This window comes from Microbacterium sp. NPDC087592 (assembly GCF_044743585.1).
Lineage (GTDB): Bacteria > Actinomycetota > Actinomycetes > Actinomycetales > Microbacteriaceae > Microbacterium.
The window spans coordinates 124,089-144,978 of sequence record NZ_JBIUWT010000001.1; the positions used below are offsets into that span (position 1 = coordinate 124,089).

A 20,890-nucleotide genomic window follows, 5' to 3' on the forward strand; every position below is an offset into this window, starting at 1 on the left:
ATCCCGTGCGTCTTCGCACGCGGGGATGGATGTCGCGCTACGTAGCTCAGAACCCTCGCCGATGGCTGTAGCGGTGGCCTTCGGGCCGGACCTTGACGCTCTTCGCCACCATCCCTTCTCCCGTGACCTGCTTGTGGATCAGCACGACGAACACGAAGAGGAAAAGCACCGGCGTGCCGATGAAGATCTGCCCCTTGACGATCCCGATCGCGAAGCCGACGAACAGGGAGAGGAACAGGACCGTGTCGGGGCGCGAGTTCTTCAGGAGGAAGTACAACAGGGTGCCGTATCCAATGACGACGAAGATGAGCCCACCCATGAACAGGTCGTTCGTGAGGCCGACGTCCGTTCGGAAACCCTGGTTCTCATAGACATCGGCGCCCGTGCCCCAGATGAGCCCGAGCCCTTCGGGGAAGATCAGCACGTCCTGAAACAGCACGCTGTACGTGCCTTCGACTGATCCGTCAGTCACCAAGGCCGAGGTTTCGTCGATGAAGCCCTGGAGGAATTTCGCTGTGATCGGGCTGAGCTGCGATACCACGGACCATGCGATCCAGAGCAGCCCGACGAGCGCGGCGACGATGCCGAGCGCCGGGCCGATCTTCCGCCCGCGGAGAATCTGGCCGACGATGATGAGCGCGGTCATCGCAGCGAACACGGCGATCCCGGTGCGCCCGTTCAGGAGGATCGCGACGAGGATCAGAGGCACGTAGCGCAGCCCGCGGAAGCGGTAGTTCAGGGCGAAGTAGACGGCCACGGCGGCGAGCATGCCGTGGTAGATCGGCGTGACGAACGTGAACTCGCCCATGAAACCATAGATCCGCGAGCTCATCAGGTACTCGCCCCGCTCGCCAGCGGCGAGCTGGTACAGCCAGTTCGATACCTCTTTGAGCTGAGGCACCACGAACGACACCAGCCCCCACACGCCCTGGAACGCAGCGAGCTTGTAGATCATCCGCAGCGAGGACTCAGCAGTGAACCCGCGGCTCTTGCAGATGTGCACGATGAAGGCTGCGTGGATTGCCATCAGGAGGAGCACGTTGTTCTGAACGATGCGGAGGTCGACGAAGTCCTCGACCTCGGGATGCGCGGCCAGGTGCACGATCGCGACGAAAAGGCTCAGCCCGAACATGATGATGAGGAAACGCCTCAGCGGCGGGTACCCCAGCAGCCGGAACATGTGCTGCTTGCCGAGCGCAGAGTGGATCATCAGGACGACCGCGAGCGCGGCCAGCACGAAGAACTTGCTCGCGAAGAACGATGTGGAGAACGTCGGCGTGTAGATCACGTAGAAGACGTAGACATACAGCCCAATGTTGCGGAGGAAGCCTGCGCGATCTGCTGGCCGGGCGGTCTTGTCGCTGGCACGAGGTGCGGGCCGCGCCCTGGTCATGTCACTCATCGCCGACCAGCCTACTGGTGGGCCTCTCTCCCCGACGGCCTGGCGCGAAGCGAGCCGATCGGTACACTTCACAGCGTGCCCACACCTAAACGCGTCGAGTTCCGATACCTGGACGGGTTGCGCGGCGCTGCTGCGCTGCTGGTGGCGGCGTACCACGCGTTCCTCTTCACGGGGAAGATGGGCGACGCCGAGGCCGCGATGCCTTTCTGGAAGGAGATCGTCGGCCTCGGATATGTCGGCGTCCCGATCTTCATCGTCCTGTCGGGGTACGTGCTCATGCTCCCGGTGGTGCGCACGCCTGAACTCACGTTCCGAGACGGGGTCGGCGGGTTCGTCAAGAGGAGGGCCCGTCGGATCCTCCCGCCGTACTTCGCGGCGACAGCATTCGCTCTCCTGCTTATCGCTCTCATCCCGGTGATGCAGCAGCCCTCGGGTACGGCGTGGGACTCCAAGATCCCGGTGACCTGGGAATCGATCGTCACGCACCTGCTCCTCGTGCAGAACCTCTCTCCGCACTGGATGTTCACGATCAACGGCCCGCTGTGGAGCGTCGCGCTCGAGTGGCAGATTTACTTCATCATGGCGCTGATTCTGCTCCCGCTGTGGCGACGCGTCTCAGGGGTGAAGATCGTCACGGTCCTGCTCCTCGCCACGATGATCCCGGTCGCGCTGCAGACGGGCACCTTCGCCCACCCGTGGCTCATCGCACTGTTCGCCGCAGGGATGCTTGCCGCGCAACTGACCATGGGCGCCAGGGATCAGCGTTGGGCCGGCGCCGCAGCGGTGGCGCTTGCCGTCGGCATCATTCCCGCCGCTGCGCTGCCTCGAATGGCGGGCATCCCCGCTGACCCGTTCGTCGAAATCGTGACGGGACTTGCCGTCGCCGCTGCGCTGATCTGGACGGGCCGACAGACCATCTCCTCGGGCCGGCCGCCGCGGATCGTCAGGCCCCTGCAATCTCGCCCGATGATGTTCCTCGGCCTGATCTCCTACAGCGTCTACCTCTTCCACAGCCCGATCCTCGGGCTTCTCAACCTCCTGCTCTTGCCTCTCGGAATCCCGATCATCGCCGAGTACCTGCTCCTCACCTTCATCGGCATACCGCTGGCACTTGCCATCGCCTACGGGATGTTCTGGCTCGTCGAGCGACACTTCCTCAACTCCCGGCAGAAGCATGCCGTGAACGAGATGTCGGACGCCGAGACTCACGCGCCGGTCGCTGACCGAGCGCGCTGAGCCTGCATCCGCAACGCAGAGAAACCCCCAAGGCGCACGCCGCGCGGGCATGCCCCTTGGGGGTTTTGATCAGACGACGACGGTCCCAGCGTGGTTGACCCACGCGGTGTTGCGATACCAGATCGGGATGCCGAGGGTCAGATCCATCATCATGGTTCCGTTCGGCGGTGCCGCCGGCCGGTAGGTGCTGGCGCGGGCAGGAACTCGGCCGAGCTCTGCAAACACCGTTCCACCTGCCGTTGCCTGCGTCGGCGGGAACATGTCGATCGTCCCGATCTTGATGTTGTCCAACAGCGACGACGCTTGAACGCTTGCGGCCGACGAGTAGCAGGACGTCGGGGTGTTGGTGGGCGTCGGCCCACCCGCCCGTGGAGCCACCTTGAACGTGTTCCTCTCGATGCGACGTCGCACGGCGCCGGTGGTGTCGTTGACGTCAACGATGATCGAGGCCCCAGTTGTGAGGCAGCAACCTTCAAAGGTGTTCCCCTCCACCGTCAGCGTGTCGCCGCCCTTGACGTAGATCGCTGGCGAACGCTGATGCTGGAAGAGGTTGTCGAGCACCTTTATGAACGACATCGGTACAGACTGATTACCGTAGATGCCGTAGCTTCCACCCTCGAAGGTGTTTCCCTGAATCGTTCCGTTCTGCGATGACCCCACACCGGAAAAGTCGATGCACGGTTGCGTGTCACTCGGTCGGATCGTGTTCAGTTCGATCTTGAACGAAAGGAAGTACGAGAACCGGAGACTCCCCACGATCTGATTCTCTTTGACGATCATCCCTCGCGGGAAGCCGACAATCAGGGCCGTGCCGGTCACCTCGAGGTCGCGGTCAAACGTGTTGTCCTGGATCAGACCGCCTCGGGCAGGGCCCGCGATGGACGCAGCGATGGTCCCGGAGCTCCCTGTGAAGGTGTTCTTGGTGACCTTGAGCCCAGCTCCGCCGTCGACGATCCGCATCTGCGGGATGCTGCCCGTCGCACCATTGCCCGACAGGGCGTTGTTCTCGATGACGATGTCATTCGTCTTGGACGACTCCCACAGCTGGATGCCCGCGCGGGCGTTTCCAACAAAGATGTTCTTGCGGATGGTGAGGTGATCGACTGTGCCATTTGCATCAGGCGGTTCGATGTCGATTCCGCAGGTCGGCAGCACGCCGTTCGTGTAAGAGAACTCGGATGCCTCGACGAGGACATCCCAGCCGGATTCGATGGAGCAACCCTGGCGACGGTTATTGAGCGCCTTGACCCCGCGGATCTCCACGTGGCGTGGAGGCGTGTAGTCGGCGAACGCGAGCCGCTGCAGGTTGATTCCGTCGCCCCAGCAATTGATGGTGCTGACGCCGTCAATGGTGATCGTGTCGCCACCGTTGACCGAGATTCCGTAGCCCCACTCGCCGGTCGTGACCACCGCGTTGTCGCGGTTCCCGTCGATCGTGCCGCCACCCGTGATCGTGACGTTCGAGCACTCGTGCACTCGGACGACCTTCGAGACGACCGTGGTCACCGGGAGCGCCTTGAGAGTCGCGCCGGCGCTGATCCACAACGTAAGACCATCGCGCATCGCGATGCCGCCAGCGTTCGTCCAGATCGAGGCGCCGGTGTCAGCGTTGATCATGTATGTGCCCGGCGGCACGACAACCGTGGCACCGCCGCTCGCGAACGCGAAGTCGATCGCCGCCTGGATCGCTGCAGTGTCGTCCGTCACGCCGTCACCGACAGCGCCGAAGCGCGGATCGGTGACCTGGACTGCCCACCCGAACACCGCGGACAGAGTCCCACGGGTGCTTGAATCGGTCGCCTCCACGTAACCCGCGACGGCCTCATCGTTCTCCACGCCGTTGACGCCCGGGAGGCCGCGCGGACCCTGCGGGATCTTGAACGCGAACTTGCGGTTCTGATCCGGACCCGTCATAACGACGCCGGCTGGCTCCGTCGGGGCCACGGTCGTCGAGGTGACCTCGGTGATCCGCGCGGCCGGGCCGCGCAGATTCGTGATGGGAACAATGTCAGCCATGTCAGCTCACCAGCCTTAGCTCCCCGATGAGGGGGTCGTCGAGGGGCATCTCCTGGCCCTGCGCGGGGGAATACAGCCACCAACCCTTGTAACCAGCGGGCGGCGGATCGAGCGAAACGAGCACCGAGCTCGGGGAGAGCGGCACGCCGGGCATGCTCCCGATGGGCCCGCCCTGGTCGGTCACATAGAGGCGGTATCCGAGGACGTCGTAGTGCGTGTACTCCCCACCCGGCTGCAGGTGCTCGATAGACACCGTGTACCAGACAGTCGGCACGACACCGTCAGTCGGTTCGAGAGTGACCGTTCCGTTGCCAGCTCCATCCGGGATGACGACGATCGGAGTGGTCGGGAAGAGGCGCGCCCCCTTCACACCCGCGCTCGACGGTGTGAAGATCACACGCGGCGACTTGCCGGTCAGCGTCTGCAGACCAAAGTCCGTGAGCGTGAAGGTGACGGCCGCCATCACTCCCCCTTGAGGTCACGGCGCTGCAGCTGGCCGTTCGTGCCCCGGTCGTAGATCGGCTGCTTCGGGAGCCCGAGGAGCCAGCCCAGCTTCGGGGAGACATACAGCTCGAACACGCGCGCGAGGAAGTAGTAGAGCAGCGATGAGACCCCCATGAGGGCGATCGTGATCTGCACCTCGACCTCGGGGTCGAGCGGGACGCCGAGGCTGATCAGGAACCCGATCACGATGCCGGCGAGCCAGGGAACGTACGTGCGGACGAGGGAGTCGAACAGAGCCTTCATGAGGCCTCCTTTTTGTGATTGATGGCGTCGGTCAGGCGACCGATGTCTCTGCGGAGGCCGCGCACGTCGGCGCGCACCTCTCCGGTTTCGCGCCGCCCGGCCTGCACGTCCTCGCGTAACTGGACCGTGTCGTCGGACGCCTTGCGGGCGGCGCGCACGGCGTGCCCGGCGGTCTCCTCGATGCCGCGGATTCGCGCATCGAGCTTGTCGATGTCGTCGCGCAGATTTGTGCCGTGGGAGTTCTTCACCTGGTGCCGCACCTCGCCCAGGCGCTGGAACAGCAGCGAGAGGAGGGTCGCGGCGGCGCCGATGAGCGCGACGAGAACTGTGGCGGTGTCTTTGTCAAGCAGCGATTCCCCGGTCTCGTCACGCAGTCCCGATGCCCAGATCAACGCGGCCCCGGTAGCGACGACGCCGATCGCGAGGATCGCCCACGATGGCAACGTGCGGTGCGTGTGCCGCACGGTGATCTCTCCGCCTTGCATCAGCTCCGGAACGCCTTCTGCATCGAGGCCCATTGCTCGTGCAGCTCACGCGCGGAAGCCTGCAAGGCGATGTACTGCTTCCGCGTCAGCGCCTTCCACGATCCGCCCTTGTCGGTGCCGTAGATGGCACCCCAGCCCTCGGCACGGGTCTTGTCGCTGGTCGTCTGGAAGCCGCCGGGAATCTCGAGACCGACGATCATCCATTCGGTCTCGTAGCCCTTCTCGACGCGGTGGACGTATCGGATCTGTGCCATGTTGATCGCCTCCATGAGGTCAGCCGGCACGGGCGCCGGGGTGGGTTTGCTGTTTCCGCCGCCTGTCGGCTTGCCGAAGTTCTTGTCGCTTCCGCGGAGGTACTCGAAGTGGTGGCGCTCGTTCGGGATGTGCAGTCGGTTCCGGATGAAGCCGTTCTCGGCGAGGATCGCGACGATGCGCGCGTTCACCCAGTCGTCCGAGTCCAGCGCTGTCCCGGAGACGTGGAACGACTGCGACGGGTGCACAGCCTTGCTGTGGTTCGGCTTGAGTGACGGGCGATATCCGGATGCGACGTATCGGGACCAATCGACGTACATCACCATTTGGTCCGACCACGACCGATACGTGGAGTTCACGTCGATGCGGCGCCCGAACTCCGCCAGCACCTGCGCGTCTGCGCGGCGGAACGCGGCTGCGGCGTCGGGCGTGAATTGCACGCCCGGGCGCACGGTTTCGATCACAAGACCACCCATGCTCTACCCCTTGCTTTGTGGCCACAGTGTGGCTACGTTTAGTGCATGACAGAAACGCCGGTTCGCAAGGTCCGAGTTCCAGACGAGATCTGGATCCCCGCCGATGAAGCAGCGAAGGCGAACGGGGAGAACGTCTCCGTCGTCATCCGCCGAGCACTCATCCAGTACGTGAAGGAGAACGAGTCATGAAGGCCCGAATCGCGCTCGTGAGCGCTATCGCCCTGCTCGCCCTCACCGGGTGCGCATCCGCCGTCTCCACGGCTCCGACGAGCACCCGGGCCGAAGAGTCGACTCAGACCGTCGCAGCGAACGGGACCGAGGAGACGTCGTCTCCCGAGTCATCAGCCGATGTCACCGCGCCCGGCCAGGTGTGCGACCCAGGCAACGCGAACGACGTCATCTGCGCCGCCTTCTACCCGGACCAGGCCGTGCTGAACATCGCTGCCCGGAACGACGGCCTGAGCGCCCTCGGAGATGATGTGGTCGACGTCGCCAAGAGCGTTTGTGATGCGATGCGCGCCGGCAGCGCTGCCGCGGGAGACCCCGCGCTGATCTCGGCGGCGTCTCTCGCGTACTGCCCCGAGTTCTCGCAGGGACCGTCCGACTATCCGGACCTGACGCAGCGCCGCCTCGCCTACTACCAGAGCATCGGCGAAGAGGCGGCCCGCGCCGAGTTCGCCAATGGAACCATGCCGACGCCGGACGTGCTGGGCTACTGAGCTTCCCGGAACGGTGGCTGAGCCATCTGCTCCTCGAGCAGGAAGTCGCCACCGAAGCGCTCGGCCTTGACGAGCCAAAACACGTCTCGGCCCGGTTCCCCGTATGCGGTGAAGCGGCCGTCGGCCACCTCGTCGGCGCCGACCGGGAACGGGCGACCTACCGGCGTGAGCTGCACTGTCCGCCCGTCCGGCTTGTTCAGCGCCTCGAAGTACTCCGGGAGCTCGACGACCGCCTCACCGTTCGAGTCGAGCGTGGCCCTGCCGGCGTACTCCGTCCCCGATACCGGCGACTCGGTCGAGCCGTGGCGCAGCCAGTGATTCGGCTTCGTCGGATGCGGCATGCGGAAGCTCTTCGCGCCGAGCACGTCGAGCGTGAAGCATCGGACGTCCGTCGCTTCGATCTTGTTCGTCGAGAGATATTCGGCGCCGATGATGATGGATGAGCCCGCACTGAGGTAGAGCACGGACCCGGTGGAGACGATCTGCCCACCATATGAGCCGAACCTGTTGATGCGAACGGTGCCGGCGTTGATCTGCCCGGAGGCGCCGAGCGTGAGGTCGTTGTTGAGCGTGACGTCCGCGTTGAGCGTCGTCAGGCCCGTGACATTCAGGTTCCCGGCGAGGGTGGTCGCGCCGGTGACCTGCAGAATTCCCGTGACCCCCGTATTCCCCCGCAGGAACAGGGGCCCGGTCCAGTCGAAAACCCCCGACCCTTCGAGCCGCCCCGAGACGGTCTGGATGCCGGTGACCGAGAGACCGCCGTCCTCGATGCGGATCCAGCCGCCGTCGTAGACCCGGAGGCCAGCGCGTCCGATCGACGCATTCTGGATCGTCGCCCTCGCCACTCTCCGCAGCTCTCGCCACAGTTTCCCGAACTCCTGCTTGAGGGCACCCTCCCCGAGGTGGTCGACACCCATCAGGCACCCCCAGTCGCTTGAACGCTGATCGTCTTCACATCGGGGCCCGGGATGGACGCCGCGACATTCACGACCCGGCGTTCGTGCCAGCCGTCGGCGATCCACGGGTCGCCATCGAAGTGCAGACGAACCTTGTCGCCGACATCCACCGGCGAGTCGCCCGAAACCTGGAAGGACCACTGGAACGTCGGGTCGCCGTAGATGCTCAGATCCTGCGCCGCGAGCGCACTCAGTTGCGCGACATTGCTCACATTCTTCGCTTGCGTGATCCGGTCCATGAGCGGATACGGGGACGCCGTGTTCCGTTCGGAGCGGACGAGCATGTCCTGCTCTGAGCCTTCACCGATGTACCGGGCGTTGTTAGTCACTCGCGCCGCGTCCGATGACTCGGAGAATGCGACCACGTCGGACTGTTCAGCCGTGACGTAGAACTCCCGAGTCACCCCGGAATTCCAGCCCTGCCCGGCCTGGTACAGCCAATCGGCATCGCCGGATGTAATCCAGCGAGGTTTGAAGTAGATGTCGAGGCCCTCGTCGAGCAGGTCGGCGATCACGTCGCCGACCGTGTCGAGGTGATACCCGAAGTACTTCCGAGTCACGGATGGCCCTGCCCCACCGCCAGGGAGCGTCAGCGGCAAACCCATCGCCGGCAGGACGGGGCCGATATCGCGGCCCCGCACGATCGCCGCCGCGGCCTGTGCGGCGAGGTTGCCCGTCTCGGTGGTTGACCACTTCTCGACGTTCGCTACCGAGTGATCCCACCCGCCGCGCCGCGCCAGCCACGTCCAGATATCGGACAAGCCGATCTGCAGGAACGATGCGCCGCGAGCATAACCGCGGGTCTGCACTCGCCCCATGTACTCGACGACACCGTCCCGCTCGAGCACGATCATCCGAGAGAGATGCTGGAACAGGTGACGGAGCTCGGTCTTCGTGAGTGTCCCGTCGATCGGGACAGCGATGGATGAGCCCGAGTCCCCCGCCGACAGCATCCTCGAGTACGCGAACGCACTGAACGGCACCCGATCGATGACCGCGCCGGTAATCGCATCACAGGAGTAGGCCTGAAACTCCGCCATGGCATCTCCTCAGATGAAGGTGTCGTGCACGCGCTGGGTGAGTGACCGTGCACCGCTTATCGACGCCGTGACGCCGGGAAGCCCGGCAGGAATGCTCCACGGCTGATAGACGGTTATCGCGCCCATCTGACGCACGCCGTTGAGGAACAGCCCTCCGGTGACGAAGTCGATCTCGTGCGCTGCTGCGGGCGCCGTGCCGACGGTGACCACTCGGCCGTCCGGCCCGGTGACCGTGTACCCGCCCGCGCCCGCACCGATGAGCAAGCGCGGCGTCGCGGGAAAGTTGCCGTAGTGGAGCGCTGCTTTCCCGGCGGCGTAGTGGCGGACCTCGCCGTACTTCCTGGGATCGACCGCGACGAACTGGAGGAGGAAACGCGCCCTGAGCATTCCGTGGCGCACGCCGGCGTCGCGGAATGTCGCCTTGGCGCTGCGCCGCGCGATTGCCCACAGGGTCTGTCCCTGGTGGTCCACGGTGATCTGCAGGCGCGACCCATCGGCGCCGAGCCCGGTGACTTGGCTGCGCAGATGCGCGAGCTCTGTCTCGGACCAGGCGAGCGCGTGACCGTCGATCGAGAACACCCGCGCGCCCTGGAATGCCGGCAGGTCAAACTCGCCGTGCGCAGCAGGGCGTTCGACTGACTCGCGACGGGCGTCGCCGCTGTCGTCCCACCCGTCGAAACCGTCCCGGGCGACGAAGAGCCCCTCGACGCGGGGTTGCAGATCCTCGGGACGACCGAGGATCTGCAACCCTCCTGCGCGGATTCGAAGCATCACGCCCCCCTGAGCATCGCCGCGAGCTGCTGGTTGGCGAGCTCGACAGCTTCATTCGGATCCGTCTTGTCGAAGTGGTTCACCTGCGACACGGAACGACCGGCTTCGCCTGCTCCACCAGGTGCGGGCTGGGCGGCCGACGTACCGCTGGCCGAAACCGCGATCGTCGACGACACACTCTGCATGGCCGCCTGCGCCTTCACGGACGCGTCCTTGGCCATGTCGACCAGTGACGCGCCAAAGGCGCCCGACTCGTCCTTCGCGCCCGCGTTGAACTGCTCCAACGTGGCCTTGCCAGACTCTTTCAGCCGCCGCCACCCCGGCCCGGACAGAGGACCGCGCTTGGCTGGCGAGTGGGGGAAGAAGTCCGTGATCGTGCCGACGATGTCGCCGACGGCGTCACCGAGAGAACCGACCATGCTGAACAGGCCGTCGATGATGCCCTTGATGATCTGCGCGCCGAGGTCGAGCCAATCGACTCCCGCGAGGCCCTCCCAGATCGCGGTGACGATCTGCGGGAGCATCGCGATGATCTGCGGGATCGCCTCGACGAGTCCGGTGATCAGAGCGACGACGAGCTGAATGCCCGCTTCGATCAGCTTCGGCAGCGCCTCCAACAGCCCGGTGACGAGCTGCATGATGAGGGTGATCGCGGCTTCGATGAGCATCGGCAGTGCGTTGAGCAGACCGGTGATGAGCGACATCAACAGCTGGATGCCGGCATCGATGATCAGCGGCAGGTTCTCGATGATCGCGGTGAGCAACCCCATCACGAGGTCGAGCGCCGCGGTGATTAGCTGCGGCAGAGCCTGGATGATCCCCGTGATGAGGGACATCAGCAGCTGCACGCCGCCCTCGATGATCATCGGCAGCGCCGAAATGATCGCCGTGAGCAGACCCGACACCAGCTGGAGCGCACCCTGCACGAGCAGAGGCAGCGCCGCGATCAGGCCCGAGACGAGCGCCGAGACCAGCTCGATCGCCCCGTCGATGATCGCCGGGAGGTTCGTGATGATCGCGCCGACGAGGCCCTGCACGAGTTGCAGCGCGCCGGAGACCAGCATCGGGATCGACTGCACGATGCCGTCGATCAGCACCGTGATGATCTCGACGCCGGCCGACAGCAGCACGGGCACCTGGCTGAGGATCGCACCGACGATCTGCGGGACGAACTTCACGAACTGCTGCACGAGCCCCGGCAGGGCCGCCACGACGCTCGTGATGACACCGGTGAGCCCAGACACGAGCCCACTGATGTCACCACCCGACAGGGCGAACGCACCGAGCGCGGCCGCGGCGATGCCGAGCGGTCCCCCGAGCAGCCCGAGCGCACCGCTCAGACCGGGCAGCAGCGCTGCGAGCGGGCCGAGACGGGCGAGCAGGCCACCGAGGCCACCAGCGCCGAGAGCAGCGAACGCGCCCGCGAGCGGGGCGAGGATCGGAAGGAAGCCCTTCAGGCTCTCGACGACCGTGCTGCTGCCGTCACCGATCGCGGTGAAGAACCCGGTGAGGCGGTCCATGATCGGACCGACCCAGGCGTTCCACGCCGCTCCGACGCCCTTCGCTCGCTCTTCGAGCGGGCCGAGCGCCTTCGATACGGAGTTGATCAGCGGCCCGAGCTTCGAGTAGAACGATCCCTCTTCGAGACCGCCGAGCCCGTTTGCTCCGATGCGGCCCATCGCAGCGAAGAAGTTCTTCGTCGCGCCGGGGACGGTCTTACCCATCTCGTCCGCGACGGTGCCGGCGGCGGCGGTCGCGGCCTTCGAGAAGGTCGCGAAGTCGATCTTGCCCTTCGACGCCATGTCGAACACGTCGCCGGCGGTGACGCCGAGCTGCTTGCCGAGCTCCTGGTAGATCGGGATGCCCTTGTCAGCGAGCTGCCCGATGACGTCGTTCTGGACACCGTTGGCCTGGGTGGCGGCCTTGTTGAAGATGGACCCCATCTCCTGCATCGTGAGTCCCGCCGCGGAGGCGTTGTTCGCGATGCTTTTGAGGTGGCCCTGCAGCTGCTGTCCGGGCTTGATGCCCGCGGCGACGGCGGCACCGGCGACGGTCGCGGCTTCGCCGAGTCCGAACGCGGTGCCCTTCACCGACGCGGACGCGTCGGCCATGATCGACTTGATCTCGCTGGCGTCCTTGCCGAAGCCGCGGAGCTTGGCCTGCGCGGTGTCGATCGCGTTCAAGCGACCGAAGCCCTTCCCGAGCGCGACGCCGATACCGGCCGCGGCGATGCCGACAGCACCGGTGGCGGCGGACTGGATCCCCGCGCCGAGGGCACGCCCTGCGGCGGCTCCGGCGGTGCTCGCAGCCGAGACGACCGACGACAGCGCGCGGGAAGCGACGCCACCGAATCCGGACATGCCGCGCCCGAAGGCGGATGCCATCCGTGAGATGGCCGGACCTGCGGTCGCACCGAGCTTGGAGAACAGCGCGCCGACCTGCGACGTGACCGGCTTCATCCACGTCGAGACGCGGGAGCCGAGCTGCACGAACGGCGACGCGAGTCGCGTGCCGAGCGCGGCGGCGTACTGCGTGAAGGGGGCGAATGCCCCGCGTACGGTCTTGCCGATCGAGCCGAGCCACGACTTCGACGCGGCCCACGCCTTCGCGAGCCCTCCGCCGACCATGGTTGCCATCGAGGTGAACGCACGGGACACCTGAGCCGCCATCAGACGGGCGACGCGGGTGACGCCTGTGATGTCGGCTGCGGCGCGGACGATGCCCGCCAGCGACCCCATCACGCCAGTGAAGGCGGATCGGGCAGCGGCAGCGTTCTTCCACCCGTCGCGGAGAGATCCGGCCACGCCGCGCAGACCGCTCTGCGCGCGCGTGGATGCGGCGGCGAGAGCGCTCGTCGCGGAGACGACGGCAGCCTGCCCGGCGGCGAGGCGTGCGGATGCCGCGTTGACGGCATCGGCGGCATCCGCGCTGCGGCGGCGCGCGGCGGCGAGGCGTTCCTCGGCGGCGACGGCCTGCGAGGACTCGGCGCCGGACTTGGCGACCGCTTCCTGCAGCTTCGCCTCGGCGACGCGGACCTTTCCCGCCTCGTCCTGCTGCTTCAACCGTGCACGTGAGAGCACGGCAGATGCGGCCGCGACCTCACGGTTCAGCGACTTCAGCGCGTCGGCGCCGAGACCGGCAGTCGACGAGTTCAGCGACTGCCGCATCTCTCGTCCGAGGGAGCGACCGGTGAGGGTGCCGGCACCCTTGAAGCCCTTGTTGAAGGTCTTCGCACCGGCCGCGCCTGCCTGCTCGGTCTCGCGTGCGACCTTGCCCTTGAATCCGGTCATTACCGGGAAGATCGAGACGTGACCGGAGCCGACCTCATCGGACATTTGCGCACCCCCTCATCAGCTGGAGAAGACGATGTCCGCTTCCAGCTCGGCTTCGGCAGCCGTGATCTCGTCGGGCGTAGCCTTCGGGCCGGTCTTCGTCTGCAGCGCCCACGGCATGAGCTTCTTGACGGCCTTCTCGTCGCGGATCGTCGCGACGAGAAGGATCAGCTCGCGCGTCGATGCCGGGTAGGACCAGCCCGCAAGCTCGGCGCCGTAGTGCGTGGCGGGGTCGGAGGCGTATTCCTCGATGAGGATCTTCACTTCACCCCATGACAAGCCGTCGCCCAGATCGGACAGACCGACACCGGCCTCCTCCCGCAGTGTGCGGGCGATGACGCGGCGGTGGTCCCGGATGATCTGGGCGACGGCGATCATTCCGGGAGGGACGCTCCGGCGATGCGCTGGAGGATCGTGAAGTACTTCGTCGCGAGAAACATGGTCTCGGCGAGGTCGTGGCTGGTGAAGTCCTTCGCGACCTTCTCGCCGCCGAGCTTCGTCAGCAGGTGCTTCAGCTGGTCGATCGGGTTGCCGGACACGGCCTCGAGCTCGTCGATGTCATCGACCGAGAGGGACAGCGGGATCTCGACGATCGTGCCGTCGACGAACCGGCCGACGAAGCGCTTCTCGACGATGATGTAGCGCACGTCGGGCTTGAGCGATTCGATCGCCTTCTCCTCGACGTCATCGTTCCAGCTATCGAAGTCGTACTCGGGCGTCGGGGCCGGCGGGGTCTTGGTGGTTGCCATGATGGCGGTCTCCTTCATCGGGGTTGTCGGGTTGAGTTGAGCGGACTACTTGGTGAGGGTGCGGGCGGCAGAAACCATTGCCGTGGCGATGGCGACTCCCACGCTGAAGATCACGACGGCGACGCCTCCGGCGAACGCCCACACGATCAGATCCCACGGAGTCATTGGTGCTCCTTCGGTTCTCGGGTTCAGGTGTTGGACTGGCCGGGGCGACCCGATAGCGCCCCGGCCAGTCGTTCAGGGCGTGGCCTAGACGGCCGCACCGGTCTTCCAGTCGGTGCCGTCCCAGGAGACCTGACCGGTTCCGATCACGATGTACTGCCCGGTCGTCCACGCGGTCGTCTGACCGAGGTCGCCGAGCGCGCGCAGCGCGGTGATGTTCGCCGGGACCGTCGCACCGTTGGGGACGAACGCGCCAGGCGCGCCCGCGGTGGCACCGGTCGGCGCCTGCGGCGTGCCGGGGATCGCGGGACCGAACTGCCAGAACGGTGCACCGTTGAACAGATCGTGCTCGGCCCAGGTGAACGTGACGGCCGCGCCCTCGACGGAGCCGCGCTCCTGCTGGTCGAGCTCGACCGAGGTGACGGAGGCCACACCGATCTGCCGCTTCTCGAGCCCGCCGCGGTACTTGGTGACGACGACCAGGATGAACCGGTTATCGGGCAGCGAGGCCGAGACCTCGATGACACCGTTCTCGTCAGGCTCGGCACCCTCGATGAGGTGCTGCACGTTGGCGTTCTGCTCTGCGAGCGTGATTACCACGCTGCGGGTGCCGTCCCCTGCGAGCGAGTAGCCGACCTGGAAGAACAGGATCGGATCCTCGGTCTCGCGACCGGGCGCCGGTCCGCCGTCGACCTTGTAGAGGCCGAGCTTGCGATACGCCGGCGGAAGAACGAGTGGCTTCGCGCACAGCTCGGCCTTCGTCAGGACATTCTCTGCGACCAGCTGCGCGAACGCCGCCATCCCCGTGATCGGTACACCGACCGCTCCGAGGTCATTTCCCTGCTCATCAGCAGTCATCTGCTTCTCCTTGTTCGTGAGAGAGCCTCCGACGGGCGCCGGAAGCGGTTGGTGGTTCGGGTTGGCTCAGAACGAGCCGACGACCACGTATTGCGCGGTCATGTACATGCGGGCCACGTCGAGCCGGTCGGGCACGGTGTAGGGGCCGTTGCATCCGTCGATGTCGACGGACGCGATCGGGGACCCGTCGACGAGCGGCAGGTCCGTGTCGAAGAGGATCGAGGCGACGAACAGCGCGAGATCCATCGCGGGCTTGTCGTTCTGCTTCGGCCCCAGCAGGACGGTCACGCCGATCGAGCGATCGAACGTCGTCCAGTCACGGCGGCTGCCGGGGTCGTCTCGGATGATGATCATCGGCCGTTTGATCGGCAGCGAGAGCGTGTCCGGTTCCTTGTTGCCGACCTCAGCCGCGCTGTACTCGCTCTCCTTCCGCACCTCGGTGCGGACGTAGTCGATCAACCATGCGACGTAGTTCGGCGGCCGGACCCTCATCGCTTCGCGGCCTTCAGCGCGCGGGCGAGGTTGCCGGTCTTCGACTCGATCAGCATCGTCTTCTCGTCGGACCCGACGACGCGGGTCGTACGACGGAAGCGGCTGTCGTGGTGCTCGATGTGCAGACCGTTCCGGTAGGCCTGCGTGTCCACCGGCGCGGTCGCCTGCGCGTTCGCAAGGGTGGTGTCGCCGATGTCGTCGACGAGGCGCTCGACTCCGGGCTTGCGCAGCACGGTCTCGAAGAATCGCGGGTTTTCCTCGAAGCGGGTGTTCTTCGCCATCAGCCCACCCCTTCGATGAGGCGCACCCAGAGGCCGGGCCGCCAGTTCGTGAATGGGTTCCGGGGTGCGTCAGGGAACCCCTGCACGGTCCAGACCTTGTCGCCCTGGACGATGCGATCGCCGCGGCGCACGTCGGCATCTGGATCGTTGAGGACGAGCGTGCGAAGGGTGATCACCTGTTCGCGTCCGGCGTCGACCTGCTCGGACGAGGACTGCATCTCGAAGTAGCCCTCGAGGGGCAACTCGTCGGGATCGTCCCAGTCGTCGACTTCGGCGTCTGGGTTGTACGGGTCGGTGATGCGCTCGGCGCGCTGGCGGACGAACGAATCGAGGAACTGCATCAGTATGTCTCCGGCCACAGTCGTGAGATGGGCCGCTCGAGCGGGAAACTCCCGCGAGCGAGGCCCGACGTTGTCGCTGTCGCGCACAGCGTGCGCAGTGCGCGGCGCGGTTGCCCGTCGAAGGCCGAGTCAATGTCGGCATAGGACACGCTCGCGGACCCGACACTCTGGGAGCGCACGGCGCGGGAGCCGCGCACGGTCAGGTCGGCGTAGACGCGCTTCAGCACGGCCAGCGCGTCCTTCTGGTCTTCGCTGCCATCAGCGAAAGAGAGGATGCAGGGGGCGATGTCACGAGCCACGATGAGCACCTCGCGTGCGAGATCCTCATCGGTGCCGATCAGATCGTGCGTGATCATGTCATCGCCCCCTGTTCCTGGGTTACTTCTTGGGCTTGCCGACGAGGCCGACCGCCTGGGCGTGCTTGACGCCCTCCTTGGTGAACTCGTCACCGACGGGGGTGCCGCGGTACACGTAACGCTCGCCACCAGCCTTGAGCGGCAGCACGGCGACCGGACCGATGACCTGCAGCGTGTTCGCCGCTTCCTCGGCAGCTGCGACGCGTGCCGCTTCTGCCTCGGTCGCGGCCTGCTCCGCGGCGGCCTTGTCGGCTGCGGCCTTCTCCGCGGCGGCATTGTCAGCCGCCGCCTTCTCGACAGCGGCCTTCTCGGCAGTGGCCTTGTCGGCTGCGGCCTTCTGCTCCGCGCTCTGCTGAGCGTTCTGCCCGGCCATCAGAGGCCCGTGCCCGTCAGCTGGACGCCGGCGAGCGGCTCGGTCACGACGGGGACCGTGACGCGGCGGCCGCGGAGCTTGTAGCCCTCAGCGTCGTCGTCACGGATCGACTTGACCTCGACTCCGAAGTCGCCTGCGGAGGCGTAGCCGGGTCCGCCGAGCTTCTCGTCGGCCATGCCGCCGAGGTTGTCGCGGTCGACCAGGAGCGGGTTGGCGCCCTGGAAGTGCGGCGTGGTGGCCCAGGTGAGGCCGAGCACGTCGACGGGGAGGTTGCCCTGGATCGCCGTCGCGCCGGTCTCCCGCGGGAGTGCCTTGTCGTTGATGAGCATGCCGATGACCTTCGCGTACTGCGCGGGGCGCAGCACGACCGTGTCAAGCTCGAAGCCCAGGCCCAGCTCGGCGCGTTCGGCCTGGATGGTCAGGATGGCCTCGACAGCGTCTCCTGCGGTCTCCCATGTCGCGACCGAGTTGAACGTGCTGGACACGCGGGACGCGATCACGGCCATGGCGACGGAGTCGACGAAGCGGATGATCGAGTTCGACACCCGCTGGATGCCGCGATCGACCGGCACGCGACCCTGGCGGCTGATCTTTTCGTCGGAGACGATCGTGTCCAGGCCCCACTTGTCGGTCTTGGCCGACACGACCGTGCCATCTTCGAGGACGATGAGCGGGTACTCACCGAGTGGAGCGATCGACTCGGGGTCGCCGTTCGCGAAGACCGGCTCACCGGTCTCGTAGAAGATGCCGCCGCCGCTCGCGTCGAAGCGCGCGGGAAGCAGCCAGTCGGCGATGAACTTCATCTTCGTGATGTCCGCGACGCGGCGAGCGATGAGGCCCTTGTTGGACAGGAACAGATGCAGCTGCTCCGTGGTGAGCGTCCCCGTGGGGTGCTTCACCGGGTAGGTGTAAGACACGTCATCTCCTCTCAGATGAACAGGACGTCGATGACGTCGTTGTCGGCGGCCGCCGCCTCGAGGGCGAGGCCGATGGGGTTGGTCGTCGCGCCGACCGTCTGGATCTTCCCGGCCGCAGCCGAGGAGACCTTGACGCCAGCGACGATCGCGGCGCTTGCGGTGAGCTGCTGGACGCCCCCGGCGCGGGTGAACACGGTGACGCGCTCTCCGGCCTTGGCGTCGAAGCCGGCCACGCCGACGACCGCGGCAGAGTCGGCGCCCGCGGGCCCGACTGTGCGGTTGCCGGTGATGGCGACCAGGCGTCCGCCGGTGACGTCGGCGGATGCGGTGAAAGTCACCGCCTGGCCCGGCTTGAACTTGGGCAGGTAGTCAGCCATTTCAGGCCTCCGTCTCGGTCGTGTCGCCCGTGAACTGGGCGTACAGGGCGTCGTCGCTGCTGGTCAGCGTGTCGGAGTGACCGACCTCGTTGACCGCGACGGCGGTGTTCTTCGGGAGCGAAGCGAGCACGCTGGCGTACTCCTTCTCGTCCTTGTCCAGGCGAGCGCGCCACTCGTCCTTGGACTTCGGGGTGATGCGGCCGGTGCGCAGGGCGTCGGCCACGATCGTGTCGCGGCGCGTGCGGTCCTGCTCTGCACGCGCCTCCGCGCCGAGGCGCGCGTTGGCCTGGGTCTCTTCCCAGACCGTCGCGTCAACGGCGATGGTGCCCTCGGGCAGCGCGGTGGATGCGGCGGATGCCGCGGGGGTGTCGTCGGCCTGCTCGGTGAGCGCCTCATCGACGGCTGCGAGCAGCTCGTCGTCGGTGGCATTGGCATCGGTCACGCCGAGCCGCTCACGGAGGCCAGCCGTCAGATCGCTGCAAGCCACAGCTTCTTCCTTTCGGTTGGGTTCACCCGGCTCGGGCGAGCTCGGGAGCTTGGGGCGCACGGTGGACTGCTCGCGCGCAGGGATGAATGGTGCGGATGCGGCCTCGCGGCCGGGGTGCTGCCATCCGAAGACGCGCGCCGCGTCCCGGATCGGGATCACGTTGCGGGCGGCTTCGGCCTCGGTGTCGACTTCGTCGTCCGCGTGCAGCGCCGCCACCCGGTCGGCGAGCCCGGCCTCGACGGCTTCCTCGGCCGTGTACCAGGTCTCGGCCTCCATCGCGGCGCGCCACTGGGCGGCGTCGCCGCCGGCGCGCTGCGCGTAGAGACCCGCGAGGGTCTGGGACAGCTTGTCCAGGCGCTCGGCAGCCTTCTGCAGCACAGAGGCCTGCCCCCATGCGATCGACCAGGCGTCGTGGATCATCAGGCGAGAACCCGCACCCATAACGATCTCGTCGGCTCCGAGGATCACGATCGTTGCGGCGGAGGCGGCGAGACCGTCGACGAAAGCGGTCACCTTCGCCTTGTTCCGCGCGAGCGCGTTCATGATGGCGACGCCGTCGTCGGCGATTCCGCCGGGCGAGTTGACGTACATGGTGACCTCGTCGACGTCGAGCGTGTCGAGCTCGCGCACGAGGCTGGGCGACGCGACGTCGTCCCACCATTCGTTGCTGCCGATCGTGCCGTAGACGTGAAGCACCGCGGAGCGGCTCTCCGCGTCGTGCTGCAGCCGGAACCAGTCACGGCCGGCGAGCAGGTCTCCGATATTCGATGTGGTGCTCATGCGGCCTCCTCGGCGCTCTTGGGTTTGGGGTCTGCCGTGAGGAGGTCTTCAACCGGAAGGCCCCACCGATCACGGACGTAGGCGCGCAGGGGTTCGTCGATGACGAGCGCACCGCACTCGATGAGTGACTTGATGACTTCGGCGGTGACTGGCTGCCGTTCGCCGATCGGCGCAGGAACCAGGCGGGGTGCCGGTTCCTCAGGGCCCCAGTTCGCGTCGACGAGGTCTTCGATAACGTGCTGGTCGACAACGTCCGCGACGTGGTCGGCGATCGTGTTCAGCGAGTCAGTGAAGAAGCTGCCGAGCACGTCGCTGAGGGCGTACGAGCCCTTGGAGTTGTTGCCGCCGAGGTTGAGGAAGTTCGCGAGCACAGCGCGGGCGATCTGCTCGTCGTAGTAGCGGATGGCCTGGTCGGTGTCCGGGAGCTTGCCGGTGACACCGACGAACTTCATGTCCGAGCCATGCGGGAGGCTCACGCCTGCCGCGTCCCCGGACCGCGCTTCCTTCGCGATCTTCTCGTTGTTCGAGATCTGCTCATCGAGCCAGGTCACGGCGGCGTCGAAGTCGTCGCCCTCGGGGGCTGGCGCCGAGATGACCACGGGGAGTCCGAGGCCGTTGCGCTCTGCGGTCAGAGCCTGGATGCGCAGTACGCGGTCCTTGAGAACGAACATCTTGTAGGCGGCGCGCAGCAGAGACTCACCGATCCAGTTCGCGCCCTCGCGTTCGTTGACGAACGCGACGACGCGGTCGACCGTGATCCGGACGTCGCTGCGGCCTGCGACGCCGTGCTGCTTGATCGCGACGAGGCCACCGTCCGAGGCGACCTCGATGTCTGAGATCGTGCGAGGCGGGCGCCAGGCGAGCTTGGCGATGTGCGCGAAACCGTTGTCATCGATCGAGTAGACCTGCTCGAAGAAGCTGTGCCCGTAGACCAGTTCGAGCAGCGCAAGACGGAGGAACTCGTGGAACGAGAACCGGCCCTTACGACGTCGCGGCGCGACGAATGGCTTGCCCTTGATCGCCAGGCCGAGGTCGCGGGCGACGTGCTCTGTGACCTCATCACGGCATCCGCTGCCGTCGATCACCCAGTCGGTGCGCATCAGCGGCAGGGTGACCGCGCGCAGTACCGACTTCACCTGCGGGTCTTCGCGTCGCATGCGGTCGAAGATGTTGTTCGACTGGGGCCACTGCAGGTCCGGGTTTCGCTCGCCAACCCAGGCGAGAAGCGACGCCCACGTCACCACACCGGGATCCGCCTGATATCCGATCTCGGTCAAGGCGGGCC

Annotated in this window: 25 protein-coding genes; 3 read left to right on the forward strand and 22 right to left on the reverse strand. The window is 66.4% G+C overall.

Going from position 1 to position 20,890, the window contains the following annotated elements; translation table 11 throughout:
• Positions 1 to 46 precede the first annotated feature (46 nt).
• Positions 47 to 1,402, reverse strand: a complete 1,356-nt coding sequence (locus ACIOTO_RS00580; protein ID WP_400855874.1) for a hypothetical protein — start codon at positions 1,400 to 1,402, stop codon at positions 47 to 49.
• 75 nt (positions 1,403 to 1,477) lie between these two features.
• On the opposite strand from ACIOTO_RS00580, the gene ACIOTO_RS00585 reads away from it, so the two are divergent.
• Positions 1,478 to 2,638: an acyltransferase family protein gene (locus tag ACIOTO_RS00585; RefSeq protein WP_400855875.1), complete on the forward strand. Its 1,161-nt coding sequence runs from the start codon at positions 1,478 to 1,480 to the stop codon at positions 2,636 to 2,638.
• Between the two features lie 69 nt (positions 2,639 to 2,707).
• Here ACIOTO_RS00585 and ACIOTO_RS00590 read toward each other — a convergent pair whose 3' ends face one another.
• The 5 genes from ACIOTO_RS00590 to ACIOTO_RS00610 form a co-directional block, all read right to left on the reverse strand.
• Entirely contained in the window at positions 2,708 to 4,444 is a 1,737-nt protein-coding gene (locus ACIOTO_RS00590) for a right-handed parallel beta-helix repeat-containing protein (protein WP_400855877.1), read from the reverse strand.
• A 211-nt stretch (positions 4,445 to 4,655) separates the two neighbouring features.
• Positions 4,656 to 5,117 carry a hypothetical protein gene (locus tag ACIOTO_RS00595; protein WP_400855879.1) on the reverse strand — a complete coding sequence of 154 codons (462 nt, stop codon included), beginning with the start codon at positions 5,115 to 5,117 and terminating at the stop codon, positions 4,656 to 4,658.
• Complete coding sequence (locus ACIOTO_RS00600; RefSeq protein WP_400855882.1) at positions 5,117 to 5,401, reverse strand: hypothetical protein; 285 nt, start codon at positions 5,399 to 5,401, stop codon at positions 5,117 to 5,119. The genes ACIOTO_RS00595 and ACIOTO_RS00600 overlap by 1 nt, the downstream gene beginning before the upstream one ends.
• Positions 5,398 to 5,886: a DUF2746 domain-containing protein gene (locus ACIOTO_RS00605; RefSeq protein ID WP_400855884.1), complete on the reverse strand. Its 489-nt coding sequence runs from the start codon at positions 5,884 to 5,886 to the stop codon at positions 5,398 to 5,400. Before ACIOTO_RS00605 ends, ACIOTO_RS00600 begins: the two co-directional genes overlap by 4 nt.
• The gene (locus tag ACIOTO_RS00610) at positions 5,886 to 6,614 is read right to left on the reverse strand and encodes a hypothetical protein (RefSeq protein ID WP_400855885.1); all 729 of its coding nucleotides are present in this window, start codon (positions 6,612 to 6,614) and stop codon (positions 5,886 to 5,888) included. The genes ACIOTO_RS00605 and ACIOTO_RS00610 overlap by 1 nt, the downstream gene beginning before the upstream one ends.
• Before the next feature lie 45 nt (positions 6,615 to 6,659).
• On the opposite strand from ACIOTO_RS00610, the gene ACIOTO_RS00615 reads away from it, so the two are divergent.
• Positions 6,660 to 6,803, forward strand: a complete 144-nt coding sequence (locus tag ACIOTO_RS00615; protein WP_400855888.1) for a ribbon-helix-helix protein, CopG family — start codon at positions 6,660 to 6,662, stop codon at positions 6,801 to 6,803.
• On the forward strand, positions 6,800 to 7,333 hold the full coding sequence (locus tag ACIOTO_RS00620) for a hypothetical protein (RefSeq protein WP_400855891.1): 534 nt from the start codon (positions 6,800 to 6,802) through the stop codon (positions 7,331 to 7,333). The genes ACIOTO_RS00615 and ACIOTO_RS00620 overlap by 4 nt, the downstream gene beginning before the upstream one ends.
• Here ACIOTO_RS00620 and ACIOTO_RS00625 read toward each other — a convergent pair.
• From ACIOTO_RS00625 to ACIOTO_RS00700, 16 genes are all read right to left on the reverse strand, one after another.
• Complete coding sequence (locus ACIOTO_RS00625) at positions 7,327 to 8,250, reverse strand: hypothetical protein (protein ID WP_400855893.1); 924 nt, start codon at positions 8,248 to 8,250, stop codon at positions 7,327 to 7,329. The genes ACIOTO_RS00620 and ACIOTO_RS00625 overlap by 7 nt on opposite strands.
• Positions 8,250 to 9,329 carry a hypothetical protein gene (locus ACIOTO_RS00630; protein ID WP_400855894.1) on the reverse strand — a complete coding sequence of 360 codons (1,080 nt, stop codon included), beginning with the start codon at positions 9,327 to 9,329 and terminating at the stop codon, positions 8,250 to 8,252. Before ACIOTO_RS00630 ends, ACIOTO_RS00625 begins: the two co-directional genes overlap by 1 nt.
• A gap of 9 nt (positions 9,330 to 9,338) precedes the next feature.
• A complete protein-coding gene (locus tag ACIOTO_RS00635) occupies positions 9,339 to 10,076 on the reverse strand; it encodes a hypothetical protein (protein WP_400855895.1) in 738 nt (245 codons plus the stop codon).
• Between the two features lie 23 nt (positions 10,077 to 10,099).
• Complete coding sequence (locus tag ACIOTO_RS00640; protein WP_400855896.1) at positions 10,100 to 13,435, reverse strand: tape measure protein; 3,336 nt, start codon at positions 13,433 to 13,435, stop codon at positions 10,100 to 10,102.
• A 15-nt stretch (positions 13,436 to 13,450) separates the two neighbouring features.
• Complete coding sequence (locus ACIOTO_RS00645) at positions 13,451 to 13,810, reverse strand: hypothetical protein (protein ID WP_400855897.1); 360 nt, start codon at positions 13,808 to 13,810, stop codon at positions 13,451 to 13,453.
• Positions 13,807 to 14,181, reverse strand: a complete 375-nt coding sequence (locus ACIOTO_RS00650; protein WP_400855898.1) for a hypothetical protein — start codon at positions 14,179 to 14,181, stop codon at positions 13,807 to 13,809. Before ACIOTO_RS00650 ends, ACIOTO_RS00645 begins: the two co-directional genes overlap by 4 nt.
• Before the next feature lie 249 nt (positions 14,182 to 14,430).
• Positions 14,431 to 15,201 carry a hypothetical protein gene (locus ACIOTO_RS00655; protein WP_400855899.1) on the reverse strand — a complete coding sequence of 257 codons (771 nt, stop codon included), beginning with the start codon at positions 15,199 to 15,201 and terminating at the stop codon, positions 14,431 to 14,433.
• 66 nt (positions 15,202 to 15,267) lie between these two features.
• On the reverse strand, positions 15,268 to 15,693 hold the full coding sequence (locus ACIOTO_RS00660) for a hypothetical protein (RefSeq protein ID WP_400855901.1): 426 nt from the start codon (positions 15,691 to 15,693) through the stop codon (positions 15,268 to 15,270).
• Positions 15,690 to 15,974 (reverse strand): HK97 gp10 family phage protein, encoded by a 285-nt coding sequence (locus ACIOTO_RS00665; protein WP_400855902.1) that lies wholly within the window; start codon positions 15,972 to 15,974, stop codon positions 15,690 to 15,692. The genes ACIOTO_RS00660 and ACIOTO_RS00665 overlap by 4 nt, the downstream gene beginning before the upstream one ends.
• Positions 15,974 to 16,315 (reverse strand): hypothetical protein, encoded by a 342-nt coding sequence (locus ACIOTO_RS00670; RefSeq protein WP_400855903.1) that lies wholly within the window; start codon positions 16,313 to 16,315, stop codon positions 15,974 to 15,976. Before ACIOTO_RS00670 ends, ACIOTO_RS00665 begins: the two co-directional genes overlap by 1 nt.
• Positions 16,315 to 16,671 (reverse strand): hypothetical protein, encoded by a 357-nt coding sequence (locus ACIOTO_RS00675; RefSeq protein WP_400855904.1) that lies wholly within the window; start codon positions 16,669 to 16,671, stop codon positions 16,315 to 16,317. The genes ACIOTO_RS00670 and ACIOTO_RS00675 overlap by 1 nt, the downstream gene beginning before the upstream one ends.
• A gap of 22 nt (positions 16,672 to 16,693) precedes the next feature.
• Complete coding sequence (locus ACIOTO_RS00680) at positions 16,694 to 17,044, reverse strand: hypothetical protein (protein WP_400855905.1); 351 nt, start codon at positions 17,042 to 17,044, stop codon at positions 16,694 to 16,696.
• Positions 17,044 to 17,961, reverse strand: a complete 918-nt coding sequence (locus ACIOTO_RS00685; RefSeq protein ID WP_400855906.1) for a hypothetical protein — start codon at positions 17,959 to 17,961, stop codon at positions 17,044 to 17,046. Before ACIOTO_RS00685 ends, ACIOTO_RS00680 begins: the two co-directional genes overlap by 1 nt.
• A gap of 11 nt (positions 17,962 to 17,972) precedes the next feature.
• Complete coding sequence (locus ACIOTO_RS00690; RefSeq protein ID WP_400855907.1) at positions 17,973 to 18,338, reverse strand: DUF2190 family protein; 366 nt, start codon at positions 18,336 to 18,338, stop codon at positions 17,973 to 17,975.
• A 1-nt stretch (position 18,339) separates the two neighbouring features.
• On the reverse strand, positions 18,340 to 19,605 hold the full coding sequence (locus ACIOTO_RS00695) for a head maturation protease, ClpP-related (protein WP_400855908.1): 1,266 nt from the start codon (positions 19,603 to 19,605) through the stop codon (positions 18,340 to 18,342).
• Complete coding sequence (locus ACIOTO_RS00700) at positions 19,602 to 20,882, reverse strand: hypothetical protein (protein ID WP_400855910.1); 1,281 nt, start codon at positions 20,880 to 20,882, stop codon at positions 19,602 to 19,604. Before ACIOTO_RS00700 ends, ACIOTO_RS00695 begins: the two co-directional genes overlap by 4 nt.
• Positions 20,883 to 20,890 lie beyond the last annotated feature (8 nt).